The sequence below is a fragment of the Bosea sp. AS-1 genome (assembly GCF_002220095.1).
Classification (GTDB): Bacteria; Pseudomonadota; Alphaproteobacteria; order Rhizobiales; family Beijerinckiaceae; genus Allobosea.
The window spans coordinates 1,367,917-1,393,992 of sequence record NZ_CP022372.1 but is presented as its reverse complement, the minus strand read 5'-3'; the positions used below and the strand labels follow the sequence as shown (position 1 = coordinate 1,393,992).

23 protein-coding genes are annotated in these 26,076 nt (G+C 66.5%); 13 read left to right on the top strand and 10 right to left on the bottom strand.

Going from position 1 to position 26,076, the window contains the following annotated elements; translation table 11 throughout:
- Positions 1 to 5 precede the first annotated feature (5 nt).
- The 3 genes from CE453_RS08185 to CE453_RS08175 form a co-directional block, all read right to left on the bottom strand.
- Positions 6 to 518: a YidB family protein gene (locus tag CE453_RS08185; RefSeq protein ID WP_248307996.1), complete on the bottom strand. Its 513-nt coding sequence runs from the start codon at positions 516 to 518 to the stop codon at positions 6 to 8.
- 24 nt (positions 519 to 542) lie between these two features.
- Positions 543 to 803, bottom strand: a complete 261-nt coding sequence (locus tag CE453_RS08180) for a GlsB/YeaQ/YmgE family stress response membrane protein (RefSeq protein ID WP_089174141.1) — start codon at positions 801 to 803, stop codon at positions 543 to 545.
- A gap of 157 nt (positions 804 to 960) precedes the next feature.
- Positions 961 to 1,149, bottom strand: coding sequence for a YdcH family protein (locus CE453_RS08175; protein WP_089174140.1), 189 nt, complete (start codon positions 1,147 to 1,149; stop codon positions 961 to 963).
- 229 nt (positions 1,150 to 1,378) lie between these two features.
- Here CE453_RS08175 and CE453_RS08170 point away from each other — a divergent pair, with 229 nt between their 5' ends.
- The 5 genes from CE453_RS08170 (at position 1,379) to CE453_RS08150 (ending at position 4,807) form a co-directional block, all read left to right on the top strand.
- Positions 1,379 to 1,597, top strand: a complete 219-nt coding sequence (locus CE453_RS08170; protein ID WP_055728071.1) for a YdcH family protein — start codon at positions 1,379 to 1,381, stop codon at positions 1,595 to 1,597.
- A 95-nt stretch (positions 1,598 to 1,692) separates the two neighbouring features.
- Complete coding sequence (gene purE, locus CE453_RS08165) at positions 1,693 to 2,193, top strand: 5-(carboxyamino)imidazole ribonucleotide mutase (protein WP_089174139.1); 501 nt, start codon at positions 1,693 to 1,695, stop codon at positions 2,191 to 2,193.
- Positions 2,190 to 3,290: a 5-(carboxyamino)imidazole ribonucleotide synthase gene (locus tag CE453_RS08160; protein ID WP_089174138.1), complete on the top strand. Its 1,101-nt coding sequence runs from the start codon at positions 2,190 to 2,192 to the stop codon at positions 3,288 to 3,290. The genes purE and CE453_RS08160 overlap by 4 nt, the downstream gene beginning before the upstream one ends.
- 167 nt (positions 3,291 to 3,457) lie before the next feature.
- Positions 3,458 to 3,691 carry a 30S ribosomal protein S21 gene (gene rpsU / locus CE453_RS08155; RefSeq protein ID WP_089174137.1) on the top strand — a complete coding sequence of 78 codons (234 nt, stop codon included), beginning with the start codon at positions 3,458 to 3,460 and terminating at the stop codon, positions 3,689 to 3,691.
- A gap of 258 nt (positions 3,692 to 3,949) precedes the next feature.
- Positions 3,950 to 4,807, top strand: coding sequence for a tetratricopeptide repeat protein (locus CE453_RS08150; RefSeq protein WP_248307995.1), 858 nt, complete (start codon positions 3,950 to 3,952; stop codon positions 4,805 to 4,807).
- 78 nt (positions 4,808 to 4,885) lie between these two features.
- Here CE453_RS08150 and CE453_RS08145 read toward each other — a convergent pair whose 3' ends face one another.
- Complete coding sequence (locus tag CE453_RS08145; protein ID WP_089174135.1) at positions 4,886 to 5,170, bottom strand: aa3-type cytochrome c oxidase subunit IV; 285 nt, start codon at positions 5,168 to 5,170, stop codon at positions 4,886 to 4,888.
- Between the two features lie 287 nt (positions 5,171 to 5,457).
- On the opposite strand from CE453_RS08145, the gene CE453_RS08140 reads away from it, so the two are divergent.
- A complete protein-coding gene (locus tag CE453_RS08140) occupies positions 5,458 to 6,885 on the top strand; it encodes a YfcC family protein (protein ID WP_089174134.1) in 1,428 nt (475 codons plus the stop codon).
- A gap of 38 nt (positions 6,886 to 6,923) precedes the next feature.
- Here the strand turns inward: CE453_RS08140 and CE453_RS08135 are convergent, their stop codons facing one another.
- Entirely contained in the window at positions 6,924 to 8,279 is a 1,356-nt protein-coding gene (locus CE453_RS08135) for an ABC1 kinase family protein (RefSeq protein WP_089174133.1), read from the bottom strand.
- Between the two features lie 315 nt (positions 8,280 to 8,594).
- On the opposite strand from CE453_RS08135, the gene CE453_RS08130 reads away from it, so the two are divergent.
- Entirely contained in the window at positions 8,595 to 11,660 is a 3,066-nt protein-coding gene (locus CE453_RS08130) for an autotransporter family protein (protein WP_157732945.1), read from the top strand.
- A gap of 36 nt (positions 11,661 to 11,696) precedes the next feature.
- Here the strand turns inward: CE453_RS08130 and pepT are convergent, their stop codons facing one another.
- Entirely contained in the window at positions 11,697 to 12,926 is a 1,230-nt protein-coding gene (gene pepT / locus CE453_RS08125) for a peptidase T (protein WP_089174131.1), read from the bottom strand.
- A gap of 21 nt (positions 12,927 to 12,947) precedes the next feature.
- Complete coding sequence (locus CE453_RS08120) at positions 12,948 to 13,835, bottom strand: beta-keto acid cleavage family enzyme (RefSeq protein ID WP_089174130.1); 888 nt, start codon at positions 13,833 to 13,835, stop codon at positions 12,948 to 12,950.
- 125 nt (positions 13,836 to 13,960) lie between these two features.
- Here CE453_RS08120 and CE453_RS08115 point away from each other — a divergent pair, with 125 nt between their 5' ends.
- Positions 13,961 to 15,586: an acyl-CoA synthetase gene (locus CE453_RS08115; protein ID WP_089174129.1), complete on the top strand. Its 1,626-nt coding sequence runs from the start codon at positions 13,961 to 13,963 to the stop codon at positions 15,584 to 15,586.
- An 11-nt stretch (positions 15,587 to 15,597) separates the two neighbouring features.
- On the opposite strand, the gene CE453_RS08110 is transcribed toward CE453_RS08115, so the two are convergent.
- The 3 genes from CE453_RS08110 to CE453_RS08100 are packed head-to-tail and all read right to left on the bottom strand — an operon-like array spanning position 15,598 to position 18,943.
- Positions 15,598 to 16,449 carry a PCC domain-containing protein gene (locus CE453_RS08110; protein WP_089174128.1) on the bottom strand — a complete coding sequence of 284 codons (852 nt, stop codon included), beginning with the start codon at positions 16,447 to 16,449 and terminating at the stop codon, positions 15,598 to 15,600.
- Complete coding sequence (locus tag CE453_RS08105; protein ID WP_089174127.1) at positions 16,446 to 18,080, bottom strand: acyl-CoA synthetase; 1,635 nt, start codon at positions 18,078 to 18,080, stop codon at positions 16,446 to 16,448. The genes CE453_RS08110 and CE453_RS08105 overlap by 4 nt, the downstream gene beginning before the upstream one ends.
- On the bottom strand, positions 18,077 to 18,943 hold the full coding sequence (locus CE453_RS08100) for an IclR family transcriptional regulator (RefSeq protein WP_248307994.1): 867 nt from the start codon (positions 18,941 to 18,943) through the stop codon (positions 18,077 to 18,079). The genes CE453_RS08105 and CE453_RS08100 overlap by 4 nt, the downstream gene beginning before the upstream one ends.
- A gap of 254 nt (positions 18,944 to 19,197) precedes the next feature.
- Between CE453_RS08100 and CE453_RS08095 the strand changes: the two genes are divergently transcribed.
- The 5 genes from CE453_RS08095 to CE453_RS08075 all read left to right on the top strand — a co-directional run bounded on the left by CE453_RS08095 (position 19,198) and on the right by CE453_RS08075 (position 26,058).
- Positions 19,198 to 21,066 (top strand): TRAP transporter large permease, encoded by a 1,869-nt coding sequence (locus CE453_RS08095; RefSeq protein ID WP_089174125.1) that lies wholly within the window; start codon positions 19,198 to 19,200, stop codon positions 21,064 to 21,066.
- A 44-nt stretch (positions 21,067 to 21,110) separates the two neighbouring features.
- Positions 21,111 to 22,130 (top strand): TRAP transporter substrate-binding protein, encoded by a 1,020-nt coding sequence (locus tag CE453_RS08090; protein ID WP_089174124.1) that lies wholly within the window; start codon positions 21,111 to 21,113, stop codon positions 22,128 to 22,130.
- Positions 22,131 to 22,232: 102 nt separating this feature from the next.
- The gene (locus CE453_RS08085; protein WP_089174123.1) at positions 22,233 to 23,036 is read left to right on the top strand and encodes an SDR family NAD(P)-dependent oxidoreductase; all 804 of its coding nucleotides are present in this window, start codon (positions 22,233 to 22,235) and stop codon (positions 23,034 to 23,036) included.
- Positions 23,037 to 23,135: 99 nt separating this feature from the next.
- Positions 23,136 to 24,005, top strand: a complete 870-nt coding sequence (locus CE453_RS08080) for a MurR/RpiR family transcriptional regulator (protein ID WP_089174122.1) — start codon at positions 23,136 to 23,138, stop codon at positions 24,003 to 24,005.
- Positions 24,006 to 24,123: 118 nt separating this feature from the next.
- Positions 24,124 to 26,058 (top strand): bifunctional 5-dehydro-2-deoxygluconokinase/5-dehydro-2-deoxyphosphogluconate aldolase, encoded by a 1,935-nt coding sequence (locus tag CE453_RS08075; RefSeq protein WP_089174121.1) that lies wholly within the window; start codon positions 24,124 to 24,126, stop codon positions 26,056 to 26,058.
- Positions 26,059 to 26,076 lie beyond the last annotated feature (18 nt).

Here is a 26,076-nt window from a genome sequence, read left to right as displayed (position 1 = left end):
GGCGTTCAGCCGCGGGCGCTGCTCAGGCTGCCGCCGGGCGTATAGCGGTCGACCGCATCCGGCAGGACCTTGGAGAGCCGCGCCAGCAGGTCCTCCCGCGAGAGGCCGGTCTGCTTGGCGATGGCGTCGAGCACCTCCGGACCGAGCGCCTGCTCGAGGTCGCCCGGCGCGACATCCTGGTTGGGGCCGGACCCGACCCAGGAATTGGCCTTGTCGCCCTGTCCGGACTGGTTGAAGCGATCGACCAGCTCGCCGAGGCCGCTGTTCAGGATCGCACCTGCACCGCCCGCGCCGAGAAGCCCGCCGAGGCCGCCCAGAAGACCGCCGCTGCCCTGCTGCTGGCCGGGCGCGGCATTCGCCTGTCCGGCGCCGGGTTGCGAAGCATCCTGCCCGCCGCCCATGTTGTTGCGGAACCAGTCCGAGATCTGGTCGCGGTGCTGGTAGCCCGCGACGGCGAGAAGCCCGAGCAGGGCGGTCAGCGACGGAAAGCCGCTGCTGCTGTTGCCATCATTACTCACGATAGGCACTCCTTCTTCATGGGATCAGACGGAACTGCGTCGTCCACTGATCATCGCCCAAACCAACAGGACGATGACGGCACCGACGATGGCGCCGACCAGCCCGGCTCCTTCGCCCGGCGCATACCAGCCCAGGGACTGGCCGAGATAGGTCGCCACGAAGGCGCCGATGATGCCGAGGATTGTCGTCAGGATGAAACCTGACGGCTCATTCGAGCCCGGCGTGATGAACTTCGCGACGATGCCTGCGATGAAGCCGATGATGATGGTCCAGATGATGCCCATGCTCGCCCTCCCATGGTGAAGCGCCACGCATGAACGGCGGGGGCGCGGAAAGGTTCCATCCCTGCAGCAGGAACCGGACAAAAAAGAGCCGGCCCTCGGAGGGCCGGCTCGATACCGCATCCAACGACGCGCCATGTGCTGGCGCTGTCTTCTTGTCTCAGTGCAAGGTCGGCTCCGGCATGGTCAGCCTGACGCGCTCGATCTCATCCTTCAGTAGCAACTTCTTCCGCTTCAGCTCCGCGACGCTGAGGTCGCTCGATGAGGGACTCGCCACGGCCTGAGCGATCGCATCTTCGAGTTGGCGATGCTTGCGCTCGAGTTCGATAAGACGGGTCTGCAACGACATCTGGATCCTCCTGATGAGCGGTTGACCGGGCCAGTCTGACAGAAAGCCGGCTTCGCGTCTGCCCCGGGCTGTCACACGGCATTCATGAGATTCTGTGATCCTGTCCGACTGGTTCCCAGGAAGCCGTGAATATGAGGCTTCGCTGGCTCGCGCGCCGCGGCGCCGCTCTTGCAGTGCGCGTCGCGGCAAAGGCATAGTCGCGCAGAAGTGCGGCGATGATGAGATAGCCATGGGATTCGAGCTCAGCCCGGAAGAGGTCGAGACCTTCACCGCGGAGCTGGCGCGGCTGCGCGAGGAGCACCGCGATCTCGACAGTGCCATCGACGCGCTGGAGCGTGTCGGCTCGATCAATCAGATCCAGGTGCAGCGGCTGAAGAAGCGCAAGCTCTATCTGAAGGACCGCATCGCCCAGATCGAGGACGCTCTGACGCCCGACATCATCGCATAACCCCGGCAGCGACGGCATTTCGCCTGATTCTGCCCTTGCTTATCTGGTACTTGGCGGTCTAGATCGCGCGCTTCCGAGGCAGAGCCCGAGCAGCCATGGCCCAGACCAGCCCCCCCGTCGCCATCATCATGGGCAGCCAGTCCGACTGGGCGACGATGCGCCATGCCGCCGAGGCGCTGGACGCTCTCGCCATTCCCTATGATGCCCGCATCGTCTCGGCCCATCGCACGCCGGAGCGTCTCTTCACCTTCGCCAAGGGTGCCAAGGCCGAGGGCTTCAAGGTGGTGATCGCGGGTGCCGGCGGCGCCGCCCACCTGCCGGGCATGACCGCCTCGCTGACGCCGCTGCCGGTCTTCGGCGTTCCGGTCGAGTCGAAGGCGCTCTCGGGTCAGGACAGCCTGCTCTCCATCGTGCAAATGCCGGCCGGCATTCCCGTCGGCACGCTCGCCATCGGGCGAGCCGGCGCGGTCAACGCGGCGCTCCTCGCGGCCGCCGTCCTCGCCCTGTCGGACGAAGCCCTCGCCGGGCGCCTCGACGCCTATCGCGCCCGCCAGAGCGGCGGCATCGCCGAGCGCCCGGACCGGAACGAGGCATGAGCGCGCCCGTCCCGACCGGCCTCGCGCCCGGCGCCATGCTCGGCATCCTGGGCGGCGGCCAGCTCGCCCGCATGATCGCGCTCGCCGCAGCCGATCTCGGCATCCGCTGCCATGTCTTCGCTCCGGAGGCCGACAGCCCGGCCTTCGACGTCGCGGCCCGCCATACCGTCGCCGATTACGACGACGAGGAGGCGCTCGCCCGCTTCGCCGACGCCGTCGACGTCGTGACTTATGAGTTCGAGAACGTGCCGGCGGCGACCGCGGCCTTCCTCGCCGCCCGTACGCCGCTGCATCCCGGTGCGCGGGCGCTCGCCGTGACGCAGGACCGGCTGAGCGAGAAGAGCTTCGTCGACGGCCTCGGCCTCGCCGTCGCCCCGTTCCGTGCCGTCGAATCGCTTTCCGATCTCGAAGCCGCCGTCGCAGCGCTCGGCCGCCCCTCGATCCTGAAGACCCGCCGCTTCGGCTATGACGGCAAGGGCCAGGTGAAGATCGCGCCTGGCACCGATCTCGCCGACGCCTATGAGGCGATCGGCCGCTTCCCGGCGATCCTGGAGGGGTTCGTGCCGTTCGAGCGCGAGGTCTCGGTCGTTGCGGCTCGCGGACTGGACGGTGCCTTTGCGGCCTTCGACGTCTGCGAAAACGAGCACCGCGATCATATCCTCGCCGTCACCCGCGTGCCGGCCGAGCTCGGCAAGGCCGCCTCTGCCGCAGCGATCGATGCGGCCCGCCGAATCGGAGAGGCGCTGGGCTATGTCGGAGTCTTCGCCGTCGAGATGTTCGTGCTGGCCGAGGACGGAACCGAGCGCATCGTTGTCAACGAGATCGCCCCGCGCGTGCATAATTCCGGGCACTGGACCAGCGAGGGCGCCGAAACCTCGCAGTTCCACCAGCATGTCCGCGCCGTCTGCGGCTTCCCCCTCGGCTCCGCCGCACGGCGCGGCCGCGTCGAGATGGAGAACCTGATCGGCGAGGCCGCACTGCATTGGCGCGAGATCCTCGCCGAACCCGGCGCGCACCTGCATCTCTACGGCAAGCGCGATGCCCGCCCCGGCCGCAAGATGGGCCATGTCACCCGTGTTTTCCCCGAGCGCGGCTGAGAAATCGCTCCGGCGCGGTGAAAAAGCAGGCCACGCCTGCATTTTCGCCGCCATGTGCCGTGGACAGCCGAACTGAATCCTGCTATCGGCACGGACCTTCGCGCGATCCGCATAGCGGTGTCGCCGGCCCGAATCTTTGGATCAACTCGTTAAAGACGGACACTCACGTGCAGGTTCTCGTTCGCGACAACAATGTCGATCAGGCTCTCCGCGCTCTCAAGAAGAAGATGCAGCGCGAGGGAATTTTCCGTGAGATGAAGCTCCGCGGCCATTACGAGAAGCCCTCCGAGAAGAAGGCGCGCGAGAAGGCCGAGGCCGTTCGCCGCGCCCGCAAGCTCGTCCGCAAGAAGCTGCAGCGCGAAGGCCTGCTGCCGGCCCCGGCGAAGCCGAAGCGCCCCTGATCCTGGTCGGGCCGCTCTCTAGCGGTCCTTGACGGGTCCGAGAATGACAGGCGCCTGGAGTCCGCTCCGGGCGTTCTTGTTTTTCAGCCGCGTTAACCAAGTTTTGGCGGGTTTCGGGCGTCTTCTCTGACGAGGCGCTGTTCGGCTGGGGAGCGCGATCACGCCGCGGCAAGTCTTGTAGACTCGACGACCGTTGGACAACGGCACCGCGGCAAGCGAAACACAGGACCGACGAGGCCGAGATCGATGAGGCGAAGCATGATCCGAGGCAGTTATTGGCTGGCGGCGGCCGGCATGGCCGTGGCACTGGCCGGGTGCGACAGCGTTTCCGGCATTTCCTCCCAGCCCTCCGTCGCCGTGGTCGACACCAACGCCAGCGCCGATGCCAGCGTCAATATCGGCTCGCTGAGCGAGGTCATCAGCCGCAATCCGAACGATCCGGGCGCCTACAACACCCGCGGCGCGGCCTACGCCCGCGTCGGCCGCTATTCCGATGCGATCGGCGACTTCACCAAGGCGGTCCAGCTCGATCCCAATCTCGCCTCGGCCTATACGAATCGCGGTCTGGCGCTGCGCCAGAGCGGCCGCAACGACGCGGCGATGGCCGATTTCAACAAGGCCACCACGGCCAACCCGAATTACGGGCCGGCCTACGTCGCCCGCGCCAATCTGCTGCGCCAGCAAGGCAATCTGCAGCAGGCCCTCTCCGACCTCAACACCGCGATCCGGCTCAATCCCGAATCGGCGGAGGCGTTCCATTCCCGTGGCCTCGTCTACCAGAAGGAAGGCCAGAACCAGAACGCCGTCACCGACTTCGATTCGGTGATCGACCGTAACCCCTATACCGCCCCGCCCTATATCGCGCGTGGCCAGAGCCTGAACGCGCTCGGCAAGTACGACGCCGCGCTGGAAGACTTCACCGCCGCACTCAACGTCGACAATCGCAGCGCCGATGCCTGGGCCGGCCGTGGCTTCGCCCAGGAGAAGCTCGGCCAGAAATCCGAGGCCCAGCAATCCTATCAGCGCGCGCTCGGCCTCGACGGCAACAACGCCCAGGCCCGCGCCGGCCAGTCCCGCCTCGGCGGCGGCGGTGGCGGTGGCTTCTTCCGGAGCTGAGCGCTCTCGAGCCATGGAACGAAAAAGGCCGGCTTACGCCGGCCTTTTTGCTTATTCAGGTGGTCGCTGGACGACGGATCAGTAGAGCAGCAGCGCAAGCAGCATCAGCACCAGCACCACGACCGGCGCGCGCCAGGAGATCTTGTCGGAGGCGATGCCGAGCCCCGCGGCGATGACCGCGAGCAGTGTGCCGATCAACGCAGTCCCCCAGGCGTGCTTCACGCCACCGACTGCGAGCGCCGCCACGATCGCCAGGCTAACCGTCGTGGCGACCTCGGCGATGTGCACGAAGCCGACATAGGTCCGCTCATGCTCGATATAATCCATCGGGGGGGCATCGGCGGGATGGGCGTGGTCGGCCATGGTCTGATCCTGACGAGAAACGGTTTCCAGAAGCCGTTTAGCGCACACGCGCGTGGTCGGCAACGGAGAGGAGCGCCAAGCGCCCTGCCCCACCGAAGCTGCACCCCCGCCATGAGCCGTAGAGTGTTGAAACTGGCTCTTGCGAGGTCTACCGGTCATCGCCATCGGGCCTTGGCCCCGGCCGCCGATGCATGGCGGCATCCGACATCGAAAACACCGCGGGACGTGGCAGCGAAGCGCGACCTTCGCCACCGCAGACTATACCTGCCCGCCTTCAGGACACGATCATGACAGTTGCAGACCTCCAGAAACCCGCGACGGCCACGACACGCGCCGACAAGGGCAAAAAGCCGACGAGCCCTTACGTCCTGCTGTTCTGCATCCTCGTCATTGCCGCCCTCGCCACCTGGATCATCCCGGCCGGCGAGTTCCAGCGCGTCATGAAGGACGGGGTGAGCTTCGTCGTTCCGGGTAGCCTACACGCCGTCCCGCAGCAGGGCGTCCTGCCCGGGCGCATCTTCACCGCGATCGCCACCGGCGTGGTCAACTCGGCCTCGATCATCTTCCTCATCCTGTTCACCGGCGGCACGCTCGCGGTGCTGGAGAAGACAGGCACCGTCGCCGGCGCCCTGCATCGGCTGAGCGGCGCCTCGCGATCCGGTGACCTGACCGTGATCGTCATCGTCTGCGCGATCTTCTCGCTGCTCGGCACGCTCGGCATCGTCGCGAATTCGGTCGTCGCCTTCGTGCCGCTCGGCCTGCTGATCGCGAGCTCGATGAACCTGCCGGTCGAGTTCGGCGTCGGGCTGATCTATCTCGGTGCCTATTCGGGCTTCAATTCGGCGGTGCTGAGCCCCCTGACCACCGGCCTGTCACAGCGCCTCGCGGAACTGCCGCTGTTCTCGGGCATGGAGCTGCGCGCCGTCGTCGGCCTCGGCTTCCTGCTGGCGACCATCGCCTTCCTTGCCCTCTATGCCCGCCGCTGCCGCGCCCAGAACATCGGCGCGACCATGACTGCGGAACAGCGCGCCGTCTCCGAGAAGGCCGCCGCCTCGCAGACGACGATGTCCGGCGCGCAATGGCTGGCGCTCGGCCTCGCCGCGGTGTCGCTCGTCGTCTTCATCGTCGGCACGCTGCAGTGGAAATGGGGCGAGCCGGAGATGACGGCGATGTTCCTGATCATCGCCATCGGCGGCGGGCTGATCTGCCGGATGAGCCCCAGCGAGATCGCCGACGAGTTCCTGCGTGGCAGCGGCAAGCTGGTGCCGGGCGCCTTCATCGTCGGCCTCGCCCGCGCCATCTCGATCGTCCTCGCCGACGGCAAGATCCTCGACCCCATCGTCAACGCGTTGTCGAGCCTGCTCGAACCGCTCTCGCCTATGGTCGCAGCCATCGGCATGTTCATCAGCGCCGCCGCGATGCACGTCGCGATCTCCTCGGGCTCGGGGGAATCGGCCGCGCTGATCCCGATCTTCGCGCCGCTCGGCGATGCGCTGCACCTGACCCGCCAGGTCACCGTCCAGTCGGTACTGCTCGGCGAAGGCATCATGAACTGCATCAACCCGACCTCGGGCGTACTGATGGCGGTGCTCGCCACCTCCGGCATCGCCTATGGCCGCTGGGTCCGCTTCGTGCTGCCGCTGGTCGCCGTCTGGTTCGTGATCTCGGTGGTCTCGCTGATCGTCGGCGTCTGGATCCACTGGGGGCCGCTCTAGGCCCAGCCTGCTCCGGACCGACCACCAGCCGGCGCGGGCTAGAGCCCCGCGCCGGCCAAGGCCTTCGCCTGCTTCTCCGTAACACCCTCGATCGAAAAACCTTCGATCTCCGTCTCGAACAACCGGTGGAAATTCAGTTCGGCGTCGAGATGCAGAAAGACGCCGCCAAGCCCGATCGCGGCCCGGTCCATGAAGACGAACTCGCGCGGCACCGTCACCGGCCCGCGCTGCTTCAGCGCCTGATGCACCTGGAAGGCCTGCTTGCGGCCGTATTCCGCGGGGCTGACATCCTCGGCGATGCGCCTGACGCGGTCCTCCAGCAGCGGCCCGTAGATGAAGCGCGCCCAGATGTTGAGCGTGTCGACCAAATCCTTGGTCAGCCCCTTGAAGCCCCAGGTCTCGTAGGCATGGACCACGCGGGCCTCGTCGCCCTGCTGCAGGCCGCGATAGAGGTCGACGACACCGCCGACGAAGCTCGGCGGGAAGATGCGGATGCAGCCATAGTCGAGCAGGTTGATGCCCTTCGGAATGTCATCCTCGGAAAACACCGTGTAGTTCCCGAGATGCGGGTCGCCATGGATGACGCCATGATGGCTGAAGGGCCGCCACCATGCCTTGAACATCGCGGTCGAGATGCGGTCTCGCACCTCCTGCCCGTCCTGCTTGTGCGAGAGGATCGGGCTGCCGTCGAGCCAGTGCATGCTGAGCAGGCGCTTGGTCGAGAGCGAAGGCTCCAGAGCCGGCACGCGCACCTCCGGCGTGTCCGCCAGGATCGCCTGGTAGAGCGCCGCATGCTTGGCCTCGCGGCGATAGTCGAGCTCCTCGCGGACGCGGGCCCCGATCTCCTTGGCGATCTCGCTGGTATCGATCACCGCGCCCATGCGCCGATGCAATGAGAACAGCACCTCGAGCTGCGCGATATCGGCCTCCACCGCCGATTCCATGTCGGGATATTGCAGCTTGCAGGCGAGCGGCACGCCCTCCAGCGTCGTCGCTCGATGCACCTGCCCCAGCGAGGCGGCCGCGGCCGGCTTGAGGTCGAATTCGCCGAAGCGTTCGCGCCAGTTGGCACCGAGTTCGGCCATCATCCGCCGCTTGACGAAGGCCGCGCCCATCGGCGGTGCCTGCGACTGCAACTTCTGCAGTTCGGCCGCATATTCCGGCGGCACGACATCGGGAATGGTGGCGACGAGCTGCGCCACCTTCATGATCGGCCCTTTCAGGCCGCCCAACGCCCTGGCCAGTGCCTCGGCATTGGAGGCGTCGCGCCCCTCCATGCCGAAGAGCCGCGCGCCCGCCATCCGCGCCGCGACCCCGCCGACATTCGCGCCCACGCGGGCATAGCGCGCCGCGCGGGCTGAGAATCGGTTAGCTTCGCTATCGCGTTCGGACATGGGTTTCTCGATTTCCGGCGCAAGGCCTTTGCGCAAATCTGATCTAGGGATTGACGCCACCCCGGCCAAGACCGGCGGTTTACCTTTCGAGACGATCAACGCCCACGCAGGGTACCATTGCTCGCGCTGCGGTTGTTCGCAGATGCTTCTCACTGCATCTTGCGTGTGGGGATATGCAGAAGCGAGGCGAGCATGCGGCGATGCTCTAGCTCCAGACTTTCCAGGCAACTCCGTGTGGATGAACCGAGGCTCAAAGGCCTGATTCGTTCGCTCCATCCATTCTTGAGGGGGCGGCCCACCGCTCTCGCAGCCGGCGTGGCCGGACTATTTGCAGCTCTGCCGGCACAGTCGCAATGCCTGCCCGACCCACCGGGCGCGGGCGCAACGGTCACCTGTTCCGGCACCGACGCCGACGGCTTCGCAGCACCAGCAGGCGTGCCGGTCACAGTCGAGGTCAATCCGGATGCGACGATCCAGCAGGCTCCGTCCGGCCAGGCGCTCACCTTCGGCACCAATACGCGTGGGAACACGCTGAACAACAACGGCTCCATCACGGCGGCTGGCAATTCGGCCACGACCCTCAGCGGAATGAGTTTCTCTTCCGGGACCGGCGCAGGAAGCAGCATCTTCAACAATTTCGGGACGATCTCGGCGACCAATGCCGGCACCGGCGGAGCAGCGGGCACCGCGATTACGCAAGGCAGCGCTGCCACGACGATCAGGATCGTGAATGGCACTGGTGCGACGATCGCGGGAACGGCCGCCAGCAATGCCGCAACAGGCATTCTGCAGAGCTTTGCGGCTGGTGCGGCCGCGCGCAGCTTCGTGGTCGACAATAGCGGCATCATCCGGGGAACGACGGACGGCATTGCCGCCGGTACAGGCGCCGGCGCGACGCACACCATCATCATCAACAACGGCGTCGGTGGCAGCGCCGCCGAGATCAATGGTGGGACGAGAGCGGCGCTCAATCTCGCCGGCGACGGCGTCTACACCGTCACCAACCTCGCCAGTGGGACCATCAACGGCGACATCCTCAACCCCGGCAATGCCCAGCTCAAGATCGACAATGCCGGAACAATCAACGGCCATGTCAGCCAGGGCAACAACAACGATACCTTCATCATGCGGGGCGGCACCCTGAATGGGAACCTCGACCAGGGCAGCGGCCTGGGCGACGGCGTCGATACGTTCATTATGACCGGCGGCACGATCAACGGCACGGTCGACCAGGGCGGCGAACTCGACTTCGCCACGATTTCGGGCGGCGTCATCACCGGCGGGCTGAACGAGGGCGACTTCGTCACGATCACCGGCGGCCAGATCGGCTCGATCAACATGACGCTCGCCAACAACATCATGACCATGTCGGGCGGCACGGTCGTCGGCAACGTCCTCGCCGCTCAGAACAACGATACGCTCAACCTCTCGGGCGGTGTGATCGGCGGCTTCGTCAATTTCGGCAACGGCAACAATGTCTTCAACATTTCTGGCGGCTCCGTCGGCGGCGCACTCATCGCCGGCAACGGCACCGACACCGTCAACTGGAACGGCGGTGGTGTGCTGTCATCGGGCTTCCAGCTCGGGTGTGGCAACGACACCGCGACCTTCACCAATTTGACGGCCGCCAACCTGGTGCCGACCGCGGTGATCGACGGTGGCACCGGCACCGATCGCTTGACCTGGGTGAACACGAGCGCGACCGGCGTCGCGCGCTTTGTCAACTGGGAGCGGATCGAGCTGACAAACAACTCGCAGCTCACCTTCGCCAGTACGTTAACCCTCGGCGACGCGGGAACAGGCACCGGAACGCTGGCAATCGACTCGAGCAGCACCGTTTTCGCCGGCAACGGCACGCATGCCGTCGTACCTTTCACGACCGGGCAGCTCGTGACCGTCACTAACGCCGGGCTGATCGACCTCACCAACGGCCCCGCGGCGGCAACCGACAGCCTCACCATCCTCGGCAACTATATCGGCCAGAACGGAAGGCTCGGCCTCCACACTGTCCTCGGCGACAGCAACTCGCCATCCGACCGATTGATCATCTCCAACGGCACGGCCAGCGGTCAGACTTCGATCAGTGTCGTCAACCTGGGCGGAGCAGGCGCGCTGACGCTCGGCAGCGGCATCGAGGTCGTGAGCGCGACCAACGGCGCGACGACCGGTCCCGGGGCCTTCTCCCAGGCTGGCCCCATTGCGGCGGGCGCCTTCGAATATGTGCTCTATCGCGGCGGCGTGACGGCGGGCAGCGAGGAGAACTGGTATCTCCGCTCGACTGCGCCGCCCGCGGCATCGGCGGCTGCGACAACACCCCAGCAGGCTTCCGCGACAGTGCCGGAGCAGCCGCCCGGTGCGCCCCCTGTCGTCGCCCCTCCCCCGGCAGGCGGCACTGTCATCGCACCGGCCCCCGGCACAGCGGCCGTACCGCTCTACCGGCCAGAGGTTGCGACCAACACGCTGACACCGTCGACGGCCCGCATGGTCGCCCTGAGCACACTCGGCACCTTCCACGAGCGGCGGGGCGATCAATATCTGCTCGATCGCGGCGAACGCGCCACCGCCGGCTGGGGTCGCATCTTCGGCGAGCGTCGCGAGCAGCGCCAGACCGGCGATGTGAGCCCTGAGTTCAACGGCAACGTCGTTGGGCTCCAGACCGGCCTCGATCTCTATGGCATCGACAGGCCGAACGGCCATCGCGACCGCTTCGGCCTGTTCTTCGGCTATGGCCGGGCCGAGGGCGACATCCGCGGCTTCGCTGTCGGGCAACTGCGCGCGCGTACCGGCAAGCTCTCGCTCAGCAGCTATAGCCTGGGCGGCTATTGGACGCATATCGGCCCCAGCGGCTGGTATGTCGACACGGTCGCCATGCACAGTTGGCTCGACGGCGACCCGCGCTCGGATCGTGGCGTCAAGGCGGACGCGACGGGCTCCGTCTTCACCGGCTCGGTCGAAGCCGGCTATCCGATCACGCTCGGCATGGGCCTCGTGCTGGAGCCGCAGGCCCAGCTCGTCTGGCAGCGCACGATGCTCGATCGGACGAGGGATCTCTTCTCCTCGATCGACCACCGTGATTCCAGCACGGTATCGGGGCGGATCGGCGCCCGGCTGCAAGGCCGCTACACCTGGGGCTCTGTTCCGGTCCGGCCCTATCTCACGGTCGACCTCTGGCACACCTTCAAGGGCAGCGACAAAACCCTCTTCGACGCGAATCTGATCACCACACGTTATGACGAGACCGCGCTCGAGGTCGGCGGAGGTGTCGCGGCCGAAATCGCCAGCAACGTCAGCCTCTTCGCGAAGGCGAGCTACCTGACGAACACCTCCTCCGAGCGCAGCCGTGGCGTCTCCGGCAACATTGGCCTGCAGGTGACCTGGTAGCTTCCCGCAGGCCTCGGCGACCGCCGGCGGGACGCTCTAGCCGCCCTGCCCCGCCAGTAGGCAGATCCGCCGCGCCACCTCGTAGGAGGCTTCGAAGGCCGGCACCGGCAGGAATTCGAAGCGCGAGTGGAAGTTCAGCCCTCCGGTGAAGAAATTCGGCGTCGGCAGCCCCCGCGCCGACAGCGCCGCGCCATCCGTGCCGCCGCGCATCGGGATGACCTTCGGCGCGATCTGCAACTCCTTCAGCGCGGTCATCAGCAGATCGACGGAGCGACGATCGTCGCCGAGGCTGTCGCTGATATTGCCGTAGACATCGTTCACCTTGGCGCTCACCTGGCCGGTCGGATAGCGGCCGGCGATCTGCTGCGCGACCTCCCCGATCTTGCGCTTGCGCGCGTCGAAGGAGCTGCGGTCGAAATCGCGGATATTGGCCTTGAGCACGGCCTGCGCCGCATGGGCGGAGAGTTCGGTGAACCAGACATAGCCTTCGCGCCCTTCGGTGTTCTCGGGCGTCTGCGCCCGATCGAAGGCGGCCATGAAGTCCTGGGCCATCAGCAGCGGATTCACCAGCACGCCCTTGGCCGACATCGGATGGGCGGTGACGCCAGTGAAAACGATCTCGGCCGCCGCAGCGTTGAAGTTCTCGTAGACAACCTCGCCGACCTCGCAGCTATCGATCGTATAGGCGAAGTCGCAGGGGAAGCGGGCAAGGTCGAGTGCCTTGGCGCCGCGCAGGCCGATCTCCTCGTCCGGCACGAAGGCGACATGGATGTCGCCATGCCCATCCTCGTCGTTCAGCCGTGCGAGCAACGTCATCACGATCGCGACCGCCGCCTTGTTGTCGGCGCCGAGCACGCTGGTACCGTCGCTGAAGACGACGTCATGGCCCTTCCACGGCAGGATTTCCGGATGCTCGCCGACGCGCAGCCAGATCTCCTTCTCCGCGTTCAAGCGGAGATCCTCGCCCGCGAAACGCAACAGCTGCGGCTTGATGACCGGCGACAGTCCCACATCGACCGTGTCGACATGCGCGATGAAGCCGATGCGCGGCGCGTTCGGCCGGGTGCCGCGCTTCACGGCCGTCACCGTCGCATGCTGGTCGATGACGATATCGTCGAGCCCGAGTGCGCGCAGCTCGCTGGCGAGCAATTCCGCCAGCTTCTGCTGGCCGGGCGTGCTCGGCAGCGTCGTCGCGGCAGCATCGCTCTGGCTCTCGACCGCGACATAGCGGAAGAACCGCTCCAGCAATTCGTCTCTCAGGCTCATCGAACGCAATTCCTCGATTTCTTAGGCGCTGCCCGCACGGGCAAGGCCGCTACGTACCTCGTCGACGCTCGCCGCGCGACCACCTGCCGCTTCGACACGCCGGACCGTCTCCGCGATCAGCTGCGCATTCGTCTTCTCGCAACCGAAGGGCGCATCCTCGAGCCCGCCGCGGACATGGACGCCACGCGCCACCGCCGGGCCGACCAGCTCCGACAGATCGACGCCGAGCCCTGCGATCATCACCGGCGCGTCGGGCGCGTCCTCCTCCAGCAGCTTCAGATGCGCTTCCAGCGCCCATTCGCGCGGCGGGAAGCCCCAGGCGAAAGCGTCCGAGAACATCAGCCGATAGACCGGCATCGGCATGCCCGGATAGGCCTTGGCCAGCGCGGCGCCAAGCCGGGTGAAGCCGGGCTCGTAGATCGCATAGCTCGGATGCACCTTGTGGCGCTGCGCCACCTCCATCCCCTCGCGGATATGCTCGCCCGGGTTCTGGTAGATGAAGCCGGCCTCGCCCTGCGGGATACCGGCAAAGGTCGTCCAGTTGCAGGAGCCAGGGTCGAGCACGCCCCATTCGACGAGCCCGCGTTTCGCCAGTTCTTCCAGATGGGTGTAGCGGCCAGAGCCATGCATGTCGCCGGCATAACCGGAGCCGAGGATGGGGATCGTCGGATAGACGATGGCGTCGACCTTGGCGCGGATTCCTTCGATCGCCTGCGCATAGAGCTGCCAGTCGTCGCGCTGGCGCCCGGTCGCAACGTCGTAGACATGCAGGTGCACGATCGCCGCACCGGCTTCCACGGCCGCGATGCCATTCGAGACGATGTCGGGAATGCTGATCGGAATGCCCGGCTGCCGCTCCTTGCCCCAGGGCCCGTTGATCGCCGCCTCGATCCAGATCGGCTTGGTCATTAAGGTCGCTCCGGCGAGTTCCACCCGTATCCGTGCAAAGCCTATGACGCCCCTGCCGGGCTTGCCAGCCTCCATGCCGGCTGGGCAGGATCGGCCTCAACGCATGAGAAGAGCGGAGAGGGCCTATGCTGAAGCGCGGCACGAGCTATGACGACACGCTGCGCCGCTTCGCCTGGCGCATCCCCGAGCGCTTCAACATCGGAACCGCCTGCTCGGACGCTCATGCCGATGGCTCGGGCAAACCCGCCCTGATCTTCGAGGAAGAGGCTGGCCGGGTCGCGACGCTTTCCTTCGACGAGCTCGCGCGCGCCTCCAACCGCTTCGCCAATCTGCTCGCCGCCCACGGCATCGGGCCGGGCGAACGCGTCGGTATCCTGCTGCCGCAATCGCCACAGACCGCCATTGCCCATCTCGGAACCTATAAACGCGGCGCCATCGCGCTGCCGCTCTTCATCCAGTTCGGCCCCGAGGCACTGGAGCACCGCCTCGGCCACAGCGGCGCGAGCGTTCTCGTCACCGACGCGGAGAACATCGACAAGGTCGAAGCGATCCGCGGCACGCTGCCGAACCTGAGCAAGATCTTCGTCGTCGGCGGCGCTGGCCATCTCGATTTCGAAGCCGAGATGGCAAAGGCCTCCGACAGCTACACCGCCGCCGATACGCGGTCCGACGATCCGGCCGTGATCATCTACACCTCCGGCACCACGGGTAAGCCGAAAGGCGCTTTGCATGCCCATCGCGTCCTGCTCGGCCATCTGCCGGGCGTGCAGATGCCGCAGGAGTTCTTCCCTCAACCTCACGACCTGTTCTGGACCCCGGCCGACTGGGCCTGGATCGGCGGCCTGCTCGATGTGCTGTTGCCCAGCCTCTATTGCGGCGTGCCGGTGCTCGCCTCGCGTGCCCGCAAATTCGATCCCGAGGCCGCCTTCGCCCTGATGGCGCGGCACAAGGTCCGCAACGCCTTCCTGCCGCCGACCGCGCTCAAGCTGATGCGGCAGGTCAGCGATCCGAAGCGGTTCGGCTATGCCATGCGCTCGATCGGCACCGGCGGCGAGACACTCGGCGCCGATATGCTCGACTGGAGCCGCGAAACCTTCGGCTTCCCGGTCAACGAGTTCTACGGCCAGACCGAGGCGAACCTGCTCGTCGCCAATTGCGCGAGCCTCTACCCCATCAAGCCCGGATCGATGGGCCGCGCCGTTCCCGGCCACCGCGTCGCGGTGATCTCGCCTGAAGGCCGCGAACTGCCGACCGGCGAGCAGGGGTTGATCGCGGTCGCACGGCCCGATCCGGTGATGATGCTGGAATACTGGAACCAGCCCGAGGCCACCGCGGCGAAATTCATCGGCGACTGGCTCGTCACCGGCGATACCGGCGCCCGCGACGAGGAAGGCTATTTCTGGTTCCAGGGCCGCGACGACGACATCATTTCCTCAGGCTCCTACCGCATCGGGCCGGGCGACATCGAGGACTGCATCATTCGCCATCCGGCCGTGCTGATGGTCGCGGTCGTAGGCGTGCCCGATCCGATCCGCACCGAGATCGTCAAGGCCTTCGTGCTGCCGAAGCCGGATGTGACACCGACAGCCGAGCTTGCTGCCGAGATCCAGGCCTTCGTCCGCGACAGGCTGGCGGCCTATCAATATCCGCGCGAGGTCGAGTTCGTGACGGAACTCCCGCTGACCGCGACGGGCAAGATCATGCGCAAGGATTTGCGCAATCGGGAAATCGAGAAGCAGCGGGACGGCTGACGACCGAGGCGTCAACGCGCCTCCAACACGAGCTCGAAGGTCATCAGCACCGGGTTGTCGCCGCGCTTCAGCCGCCCGCTCGCCAGCGCGCCGCTATAGTCCACCAAGGCGACATCGATCGCCGCTTCGAAGCCGTCCGCCTCTCGCGTGATCCGCCCTTCCGTAATCGCGACCTCCGTCGCGAAATTCTCGACCACCCCGCCATCCATGAACCGCGCCCCGATGGTCGAGCCGACGCCGCCATGGATCACCGCCTCGCTAATGCCGCGTTCGGCGCAGAACGCCTCCAACGACCCACAGAAGTCGACATTCGGCTTCACGCGCAGCGCAAAAAACCGCCCTGCCCCTGCACCCCCGGATGCTGCTGTCACCGGCTCGAACAGCTTGAAATGCGTCTCGCTATCCGGCTCAGCCGTGAAAACCGCACCATCGAGCCCGATAGCTTCCACCGTGATCGTCTCGGCCACGGTCGTCTCGTCCGGCAGGATATGCCCGCCGCTGCGCTTGCCATCGCCCTCCACCCACACGGCATGGGCATGGAAGAAGGGCGCCCCGTCACGCTGGCCGAAGGTCATCGCCCCGACCTCGATGCGCGCGCCGGCCTGCGGCCTGAACGTCTCGCTGTAGAAGGCTGCATGTTCCGGCGTCTTGGACAGCGCCGGCATCACATAGGCGAAAGGCGAGAGCCCCAGCCCGTCGAGCTTCACGACGCCCGAAGCAAAGCCCGCTGCCGCAAAGCCGTCCCGCACAGCTTCCAGCAGCAGCGCGCCGGCCGGCAGAGTCAGCGAGAAGACGCGCCCGGCGCATTCGACCCATTGGATGCGTTCCGGCGTGCCGGTGCCCGGCTGCTCGATCCGCCTCACGACGCATTGCCCTTCAGGAAGTCGAGCTCGCCGCGCTTCTCCAGCTCGTCCTTCACCAAGCGTTTCGGCACCTTGCCATAGCCCGATTTCGGCAGCGCCTCCCAGAACAGGAAGCGCTTCGGCATCTTGTAACGGGGGATCTTGGGCCCGAGGAAATCCGCGATCTCGCCTTCCGTCGCGCTCTGACCCGGCCGCGCCACGCAGACCGCGATGCCGATCTCTCCCCAGACCGGATCGGGCACGCCGAGCACAGCAACTTCGGCGATGGCGGGATGGGTCAGGATCTTCTCCTCGATCTCGCGCGGATAGATGTTGGAGCCGCCGGAGATGTACATGTCCGAGGCCCGGCCGGTGATGTAGACGAAGCCGTGCTCGTCCATGTGGCCGAGATCCCCGGTGCGGAACCAGCCGTCGCGGAAGGACTTCGCATTGGCTTCCGGATTGTCGTAATAGCCGGCGAAGACCGCAGGCCCGATCACACAGATCTCGCCCTGCACGCCAGGCCGAACCTCCTTGCCCTCCTCGTCCTGGATCTGGACCTGCATACCCGTGCGCTCGAAGCCGCAGGTGCCGATGCGCGCATGCGGCCCGTCCTCGGGCTCGTGCAGGGCCGGCGGCAGCACGGTGATGTTGCCGGTGACCTCGCCCAGCCCGAAATACTGCACGATCACCTTGCCAAGCTTCTTCAGTGCCGCCTTCTGGTCCTCGCGATACATCGGCGCGCCGGCATAGATGATATAGCGCAGGCTCGAATGATCATGCTGGTCGACCGCCGGATGTTCGACCAGCATCTTCAGGATCGTCGGCACGGTGAAGATGTTGCTTACCCGGTATTTCTCGATCAGCCGGTAGGCCTCGTCGACGTCGAAACGCTCGGTCGAGAGCAGGATCGAGGTCGCGCCGCGCGCCGACATCATAAGCTGATGCACGCCAGCGCCATGCGAGAGCGGCGCGACGACGAGCGAGGCGTCGGCCTCGGTCGAGCCCGGCACGAGATCGCAGAGATGGTTCGTCACCACGAAGCTCATCTGGCCATGGGTCAGCACCGCCGCCTTGGAGCGTCCGGTCGTGCCCGAGGTGAAGAAGAACCAGCAGGGATCGTCGCGCTCGACAGCGACGTTCTCGACCTTTTCGCCGCGATGGCGCGCGATCACAGCACCGACCTCGTCCTCGCCGAGGCTCCCCGCGCCGATCCGCCAGATGAACTCGGGCGCCGGACTGGCAGCCGCGACCGCCGCCGCATGATCCGGGAAATCGCCATGGCAGAGAAAAGCCTTCGCACCCGAGGCCGAGGCCAGATAGGCGACCTCGTCCGGCATCAGGCGGAAATTGGTCGGCACCCAGACGGCGCCAAGCCTGAAGGTCGCGAACATCGAGACGAACATCGCGTCGCAGTTCTTGGAGTGGACGAGCACGCGGTCGCCCTTGCCGATGCCCTGCGCCCTCAGCCCAGCGGCCAGCGCCGAGACCTGCGTGTCGAACGCCGCCCAGTCATGCCGCAGATCGCCCTGGATGAAGGCGGCATGCTCCGGCAGGCGCCGGGAATTCTGCGTCACGATATGGGCGAGGTTCATCACCCGGCGCGACATCGGCACGACGCCTCCGACGGGGGCTGCAGTTGCGGAGCTCATTTGGCTCTCCCTGTCTCTATCGGTCGCGGCGCGACCGCCGCCATGGGCCTGTCGCCCCGTTTCGATAGGAACATCGGCGCCAGCAGTGCCTCCATCCGGGCGCCTTCACGCGCCAGCAATGCCGCAAGCTCAGCCTGCCGATGCGGCGTCATGCGGCTGTCGATCGCGGCGATCGACAGCGCGCCGGCGACGCGCCCGTCCGGATAGCGGAACGCCCGCCCCATCCCCCACGAGCTCGCGACCAGCCGGCCGGGATTGAGCGAGAAGCCGCGCTCGCGCGTCGCGACGATGTCGGCCCGGATCGCATCGGGCGCGAAGCCCGGATAGCGCGTCAGCAACACCGCCTCGTTGGCCGCGATGATGCGGTCCACATCCCCGTCCGGCAGCGCAGCCAGAAGCGCGAGCGAGCCGGCGCCGACCCCGAGCGGATGCTGGTCACCGGTCTGCAGCGCATGGGTGCGCACCGGATAGGTCCCCTCCTCCCGATGCAGGCAGATCGCGTAGGTCTCACGCCGAACGGTCAGAAAGCTCGTATCCTGCGTCTCGCCCGAAAGCCGGCGCAGACTGTCCATCGCCATCTCGAGCAGGCCGTGCCGGCGCGCCGCCAACACGCCGAGCACGAAAGCTTCCTCGCCCAGGCAATAGCGCCGCGTCTGCGGCTCCTGTTCGACGAGTCCGGCCCGCATCAGCGCCAGCAGCAGCCGGCGCGTGGTCGGCTTGTTGAGTCCGCTCCCGGTCACGATCTCGCCGAGCGGCAGCCCCTCGGCCGGCTCGCGCCCGATCAGCGAGAGCAGCCCGAGCGCGCGGTCGACGCTCTGCGAACCGGACAAGCCGGCGCCCGACGCGGCATTCTGATGCGGCAACCCATCCTCCGAACAGTCCATGATATGGACCTTGTTCTTATGGGCTAACCGTAGATTGGCGCATTGCGGATTGCAATGCCGCCCTCCTCGTGTAATCTGCCTGACGTTCCGCTGCGTAGCTATTCACAGTGTGGACCACAATCGACGCCGACAGCACAGCGAGATCGGCGCGGAGGGAGGACGGAACGATGGCCCCCGAGCCAATCCGCGTAGCGGGCGCGACGCGCCCGGTCAGCCGCATCTGAGGTCGCGGCATGGTCGACGTCGTCGATACGCTGACGATCCCCGAGAATCTGAGCGAGAACGAAGGCGCGCGCCCCGGCTCCCCGATCATGCGCCCGGTCGAATTCGTCGCCGCCGCCCTCGTCGCCTTCATCATCTGCGTGCTGCTGCTCGGCGTCACCTCGCGCTATGTCTTCTCGCTGCCCTTCGTCTGGGTCGACGAGGTCGCCTCGATCTCCTTCATCTGGCTCGCCATGCTGGGCTCGGCCATCGCCATCGACCGCAATGAGCACCTGCGGCTGACGCTCTTCGTCGGCATGATGCCGGAGCGGCTGCGCGGCTTCGTCGAGACGCTCGCCCTCGTCTCCGTCACCGCCTTCCTCGCGGCGATGGTCGATCCGGCGATCGAGTATGCCGTCGAGGAGAGCTATGTCACCTCGGCCGCGCTCAACATTCCCAATAGCTGGCGCGTCTCCGCCATCGCCGTCGGCATCGTGCTGATGGGGCTGCTCACCCTGCGCTACCTGTTCAAGACGGCGCGCCTCTCCGATCTCGCCCTCGCGGGCCTGGTCGTCGGCGGCGCCGGCCTCGCCTTCTGGCTGCTCGGGCCAGCGCTGAAGGGGCTCGGCTATTTCAACATCCTGATCTTCCTGATCGGCGTGGTCGCGCTCTGCCTCATCGCCGGCGTGCCGATCGCGTTCTGCTTCGGGCTCGGCACGCTCTGCTTCCTCGCCTTCTCCACCAGCGTTCCGCTGATCGTCATGGTCGGGCGCATGGACGAAGGCATGTCGAGCATCATCCTGCTCTCGGTGCCGATCTTCGTGCTGCTTGGCTGCATTCTCGATGCCACCGGCATGGGCAAGGCGATCGTCGACTTCCTCGCCTCGATGCTCGGGCATGTTCGCGCCGGCATGTCCTATGTGCTGCTCGGCTCGCTCTTCCTGGTCTCGGGCATCTCCGGTTCGAAGGTCTCGGACATGGCGACGGTCGCGCCCGCCCTGTTCCCGGAGATGAAGCGCCGCGGCTACAAGCCCAAGGACCTGATCGCGCTGCTCTCCACCGGCGCGGCGATGGCCGACACGGTACCCCCCTCGATCGTGCTGATCGTGCTCGGCTCCGTCGCCGGTGTCTCGATCGCGGGCCTGTTCAACGCCGGCTTCGTCATCGCCGGCGTGCTGCTCCTCGCACTCGCCGGCCTCGCCCGCTGGAAGGCGATGGCGGAGGACATGAAGGACGTGCGCCGCGCACCCTTTGCCGTCATCGGCAAGACGGCGCTGGTCGCGGGCCCGGCCCTTGTCCTGCCCTTCATCATCCGCGCCGCGGTCGGCGGTGGTGTCGCCACCGCGACCGAGGTCTCGACCATCGCCGTGCTCTATGCGCTGATCATCGGCATCGTGCTCTATGGCGGCATCGGCGTGCAGAAATTCTACCGGATGCTGGTCGAGACGGCTGCGCTCTCCGGTGCGATCCTGATGATCCTCGGCACGGCGCTGGCCATGGCCTGGGCCCTGACCCAGACCGGCTTCGCCCGGGACCTCGCCACCTTCATGGCGAACCTGCCCGGCGGCTGGCTCACTTTCATGGCGGTCACTATCGTCGTCTTCATGATCCTCGGCTGCGTGCTCGAGGGCCTGCCGGCGATCGTGCTGATGGCGCCGCTGATGTTCCCCATCGCCAAGAACCTCGGCATCAACGACGTCCATTATTCGATGGTGGTCGTCACCGCGATGAATATCGGCCTGATGACGCCGCCGATCGGCATCGGCTTCTACATCGCCTGCAAGATCGGCAACGTCTCGCCGGACGAGGCGATGGGCGCGATCTGGCCCTATCTCATCGCCCTGCTCGTCGGCCTCGTCGTCATCGCCCTCGTCCCCGGCCTCTCGACCTGGGTGCTTTAGCCGCCACGCCGGACAAGAAACCAAGAGCCTAAGGAGAAACGCCCATGACCATCTCACGCCGCAGCCTGCTCAAGGCGACAGCCGCCGCCTCCGCGATCGGCACGTTCCACATCGGCCGCGCCAACGCGCAGAGCGCCGAGTTCACCTACAAATACGCCAACAACCTGCCCGTCGCGCACCCGATGAACATGCGCGCCAACGAGGCGGTGGCGAAGATCAAGGAAGAGACCAAGGGCCGCGTCGAGATCCAGATCTTCCCGAACAACCAGCTTGGCTCCGACACCGACATGCTGAGCCAGGTCCGCTCGGGCGGCGTCGAGTTCTTCACGCTGTCGCCGCTGATCCTGTCGACGCTGGTTGCCAACGCCTCGCTCTCCGGCATCGGCTTCGCCTTCCCGAACTACGACGCGGTCTGGAAGGCGATGGACGGCGAGCTCGGGACCTACGTCCGCGGCCAGATCAACAAGGCCAACCTCGTCGTCATGGACAAGATCTGGGACAACGGCTTCCGCCAGATCACCTCGTCCAAGGGCCCGGTCGCCACGCCCGACGACCTCAAGGGCTTCAAGATCCGCGTGCCGGTCTCGCCGCTCTGGACCTCGATGTTCACCGCCTTCCAGTCGGCCCCGGCCTCGATCAACTTCGCCGAGGTCTACACCGCGCTGCAGACCAAGATCGTCGACGGACAGGAGAACCCGCTCGCCATCATCTCGACGGCCAAGCTCTTCGAGGTGCAGAAGTATCTCTCGCTGACCAACCACATGTGGGACGGCTTCTGGTTCCTGGCCAACCGCCGCGCCTGGGAGAAGCTGCCCGAGGACCTGCGCGCCATCGTCGCCAAGAACATCAACGCCGCGGCGCTGCTGGAGCGTGACGACGTCGCCAAGCTCAATGCCGGGCTTCAGGGCGAGTTGCAGTCGAAGGGCATGGTCATCAACGAGACCAAGGCCGATGCCTTCCGCGACGCGCTGCGCAAGGCCGGCTTCTACGCCGAGTGGAAGAAGAAGTACGGCGACGAGGCCTGGGGCATCCTGGAGAAGGCCGTTGGCAGCTCACTGAGCTGATCGGCCGACAACCACCCCACAAAGGTCATCCCGGATCGGTGCGGATTCGCCACTTGTCCGGGATGACCCGCGCCTATTTCTGACATCGAGAGACTGAACACCATGGCCGACCGGCTGAAGGGCAAGATCGCCATCGTCTTCGGCGCCGGCTCCTCCGGCCCCGGCTGGGGCAATGGCAAGGCCGCGGCCGTGGCCTATGCCCGCGAGGGCGCCGGCGTCGCCTGCATCGACCTCAACCGCGACGCCGCCGCGGAAACAGCAGCCATCATCGCGAGCGAAGGCGGCAAGGCATTGGCGCTCGCTGCCGACGTCACGAATCTCGTTTCGGTCGAAGCCTGCATTGCCGAAACGACAAAGCATTTCGGCCGGCTCGATATCCTGCACAACAATGTCGGCGTCACCCATATGGGCGGGCCGGTCGAGCTGTCGGAACAGCAGTTCGAGGCCTCGCTCCAGCTCAATCTCGGCTCGGTCTATCGCTGCGCCAAGGCGGCGATTCCGGCGATGCTGAAGGGCGGCGGCGGCGCCATCGTCAACATCTCTTCGCTCGCCGCCATCCGCTGGACCGGCTACCCCTACTTCGCCTACTACGCCACCAAGGCGGCGGTGAACCAGGCGACGGTCGCGCTCGCGATGCAATATGCAAGGCAGGGCATCCGCGCCAACTGCATCATGCCCGGGCTGATCGACACGCCGTTGATCTACAAGCAGATTTCCACGCAATACGCCTCGGTCGAGGAGATGGTCGCCGCCCGCAACGCGCTGGTGCCGCTCGGCCAGATGGGCACGGCCTGGGACATCGCCAACGCCGCCGTCTTCCTCGCCTCCGACGAGGCCAAGTTCATCACCGGGGTCTGCCTGCCGGTCGATGGCGGCCAGAGCTGCGCGACCGCGCCGCTGGGCTGAGCACCGACTGTTCATTCCCCTGCTGGAACGCTTGCTCCATTCCGGCTTCGCTGCCAGAAAGGGCGCGCAACCAGAATCCGCAACGGGAACGGGCTTCGGATGAGCGAGACGGCGACCGCAGACCTGCCGCGCGATTTCGACGGCTTGCGCGCCCTTATCCTCGGTCAACGCGAAAGCCTGCCCAAGCGTATCGCGCAGATCGCCGCCTATGCGCTCGACAATCCCGATGAGATCGCCTTCGGCACGGCCGCCAGCATCGCGATCTCGGCGGGCGTGCAACCCTCGACGCTGATCCGCTTCGCCCAACATCTCGGCTTCGACGGCTTCACCAGCCTGCAAGTGGTCTTCCGCGAGCGGCTGCGCGAGCGCAATTCGAGTTATGAGGAACGGCTCAACACCTTGCGGGCCGATGAGGGCGCCGCTGGCGGCAATCATCGCATCCTCGATGGCTTCCTCACCGCCTCGCGCAAATCCCTCGATGTGATGAGCCGCAGCCTCGACGAAGGCACGCTCGACCGCGCCATCGAGATGCTGGCCGGCGCCGAGACGCTCTATATCCTCGCCCGACGCCGCTCCTACCCGGTGGCGAGCTATCTCGCCTATGCGCTCGGCAAGCTCGGTGTCCGCTATCAACTCGTCGAATCGGCCGCCGGGCTCGACCCCGAGATGATCGCCTTCGCCACGCCGAAGGACGCCGTGCTGGTCGTCAGCTTCTCCCCCTATGCGCCGGCCACCGTCGAGGATGCCCGCGGGCTCGCCGAACGTGGCGTGCCGCTCGTCGCCATCACCGACAGCGCGTTTTCGCCGCTCGCCAATGTCGCCAAGCTCTGGTTCGAGGTCGCCGAAGCCGATTTCGGCGGTTTCCGCACCCTCTCCTCGACGATGGCGCTCGCCATGGCGCTTGCCGTCGGCATCGGCGAGGCCCGCCGCGCCGGCCGCGGCAGGGGCAAGCGGCGTGGCCGCGGCTGAACTTCGGCCGCTCACCGTTTAGGAATATCCATTCCGCATTGACGAAATAATGGAATTATCATTTCATGCCGGCGATCAGGCCGTTCGGCCGGACGAGCAGCGCAGCCGGGAGGAACACATGACGGGACCGCTCAGCGGATCGACGCAGGCGCTCGACGTCATCACCATCGGCCGCGCCTCGGTCGATCTCTACGGCCAGCAGATCGGCTCGCGGCTGGAAGACGTCACCTCATTCGCCAAATCGGTCGGAGGCTGTCCGGCGAACATCGCCATCGGCACGGCCCGGCTCGGCCTGCGCTCGGCGCTCCTGACCCGCGTCGGCAACGAGCAGTTCGGCCGCTTCCTGCGCGAGCAGCTGGCCCGCGAAGGCGTGAACCTAGACGGCCTCAAGACTGACCCCGAACGATTGACCGCGCTCGCCATCCTCTCGGTCGAGAGCGACACATCCTTCCCGTTGCTGTTCTATCGCGACAATTGCGCCGATATCGCACTGGAGGAAGGCGATATCGACCCCGCTTTCATCGCCCGGGCGCGGGCCGTCGTCGTCACCGGGACGCATTTCGCCCGTCCGAAGCCGGAGGCCGCCCAGCGCAAGGCGATGAAGCTGATGCGCGAGAACGGCGGCAAGGTCGTGCTCGACATCGACTATCGCCCCAATCTCTGGGGCCTCGCCGGCCACGATGCCGGCGACAACCGCTATATCGCCTCGCAGGCCGTCTCCGAGCGGATGAAGACGGTCCTGCCTGGCTGCGACCTCATCGTGGGCACCGAAGAGGAGGTGCTGATCGCCTCGGGCGAGAGCGAATTGCTGGCGGCACTGAAGACGATCCGCTCGCTGACGCCGGCGACCATCGTGCTCAAGCGCGGCCCGATGGGCTGCATCGTCTATGAAGGCGCGATCTCCGACGATCTGGAGGATGGCATCGTCGGAAAGGGCTTCCCGATCGAGGTCTATAACGTGCTCGGCGCCGGCGACGCCTTCATGTCCGGCTTCCTGCGCGGCTGGCTCGGCGGCGAAAGCCTGCAGACCGCAGCGACCTGGGCCAATGCCTGCGGCGCCTTCGCCGTCTCCCGCCTGCTCTGCTCGCCGGAGAGCCCGACTTTCGAGGAGCTGCAATATTTCCTCGAGCACGGCAGCCCACACCGGGCGCTCCGCAAGGACGAGGACATCAACCACATTCATTGGGCGACGACGCGCCGCCGCGACATCCCCTCGCTGATGGCCTTCGCCTGCGACCACCGCAGCCAGCTGGACGAGCTCGCCACGAAACTCGGCGCCGCCCCGTCCCGCATCCGCGACTTCAAGGTACTCGCGGTCAAGGCGGCCGCCCGCGTCGCGGATGGCCGCCCTGGCTACGGCATGCTGCTCGACGAAAAACACGGCCGCGAGGCGATGTTCGAATTCGCCCGCCATCCCTTCACCTGGCTCGGCCGCCCGGTCGAGCTGCCGGGCTCGCGCCCCTTGCGCTTCGAGACCAGCCAGGATGTCGGGTCGCTCCTGCCGGAATGGCCGGTCGATCACTGCATCAAGGCGCTCTGCTTCTACCATCCGGACGATGCGTCCGAGCTGAAGCGCGAGCAGCAGGAGAAACTGCGCGGCCTGTTCGAGGCGGCGCGCAAGGTCGGCCGTGAATTGCTGATCGAGATCATCGCCGGCAAGAACGGCCCGCTTGGCCCGGACACGGTCGCCCGCGCGCTGGAAGAACTCTACGCGCTTGGCATCAAGCCTGACTGGTGGAAGCTGGAGCCGCAGTCTTCCCCAGCCGCCTGGGCCGCGATCGAGAAGACCATCGCAAAGCACGACCCCTGGTGCCGTGGCGTCCTGTTGCTCGGGCTCGATGCCCCGGCCGAGGAGCTGGAGGCCGGTTTCGCGGCGACGGCTGGCGCCCCCATCGTCAAGGGCTTTGCCGTCGGCCGCACCATCTTCATGAACGCCGCCGAAGGCTGGCTTTCCGGCAAGCTCGACGACGAGGCCGCCATCGCCGACATGGCGAAGCGCTTCGAGACGCTGACCGGTCTCTGGCTTGCCACGCGCGGCCGGAAAGCAGCATAGCTTTCGGCTCCGGAGATC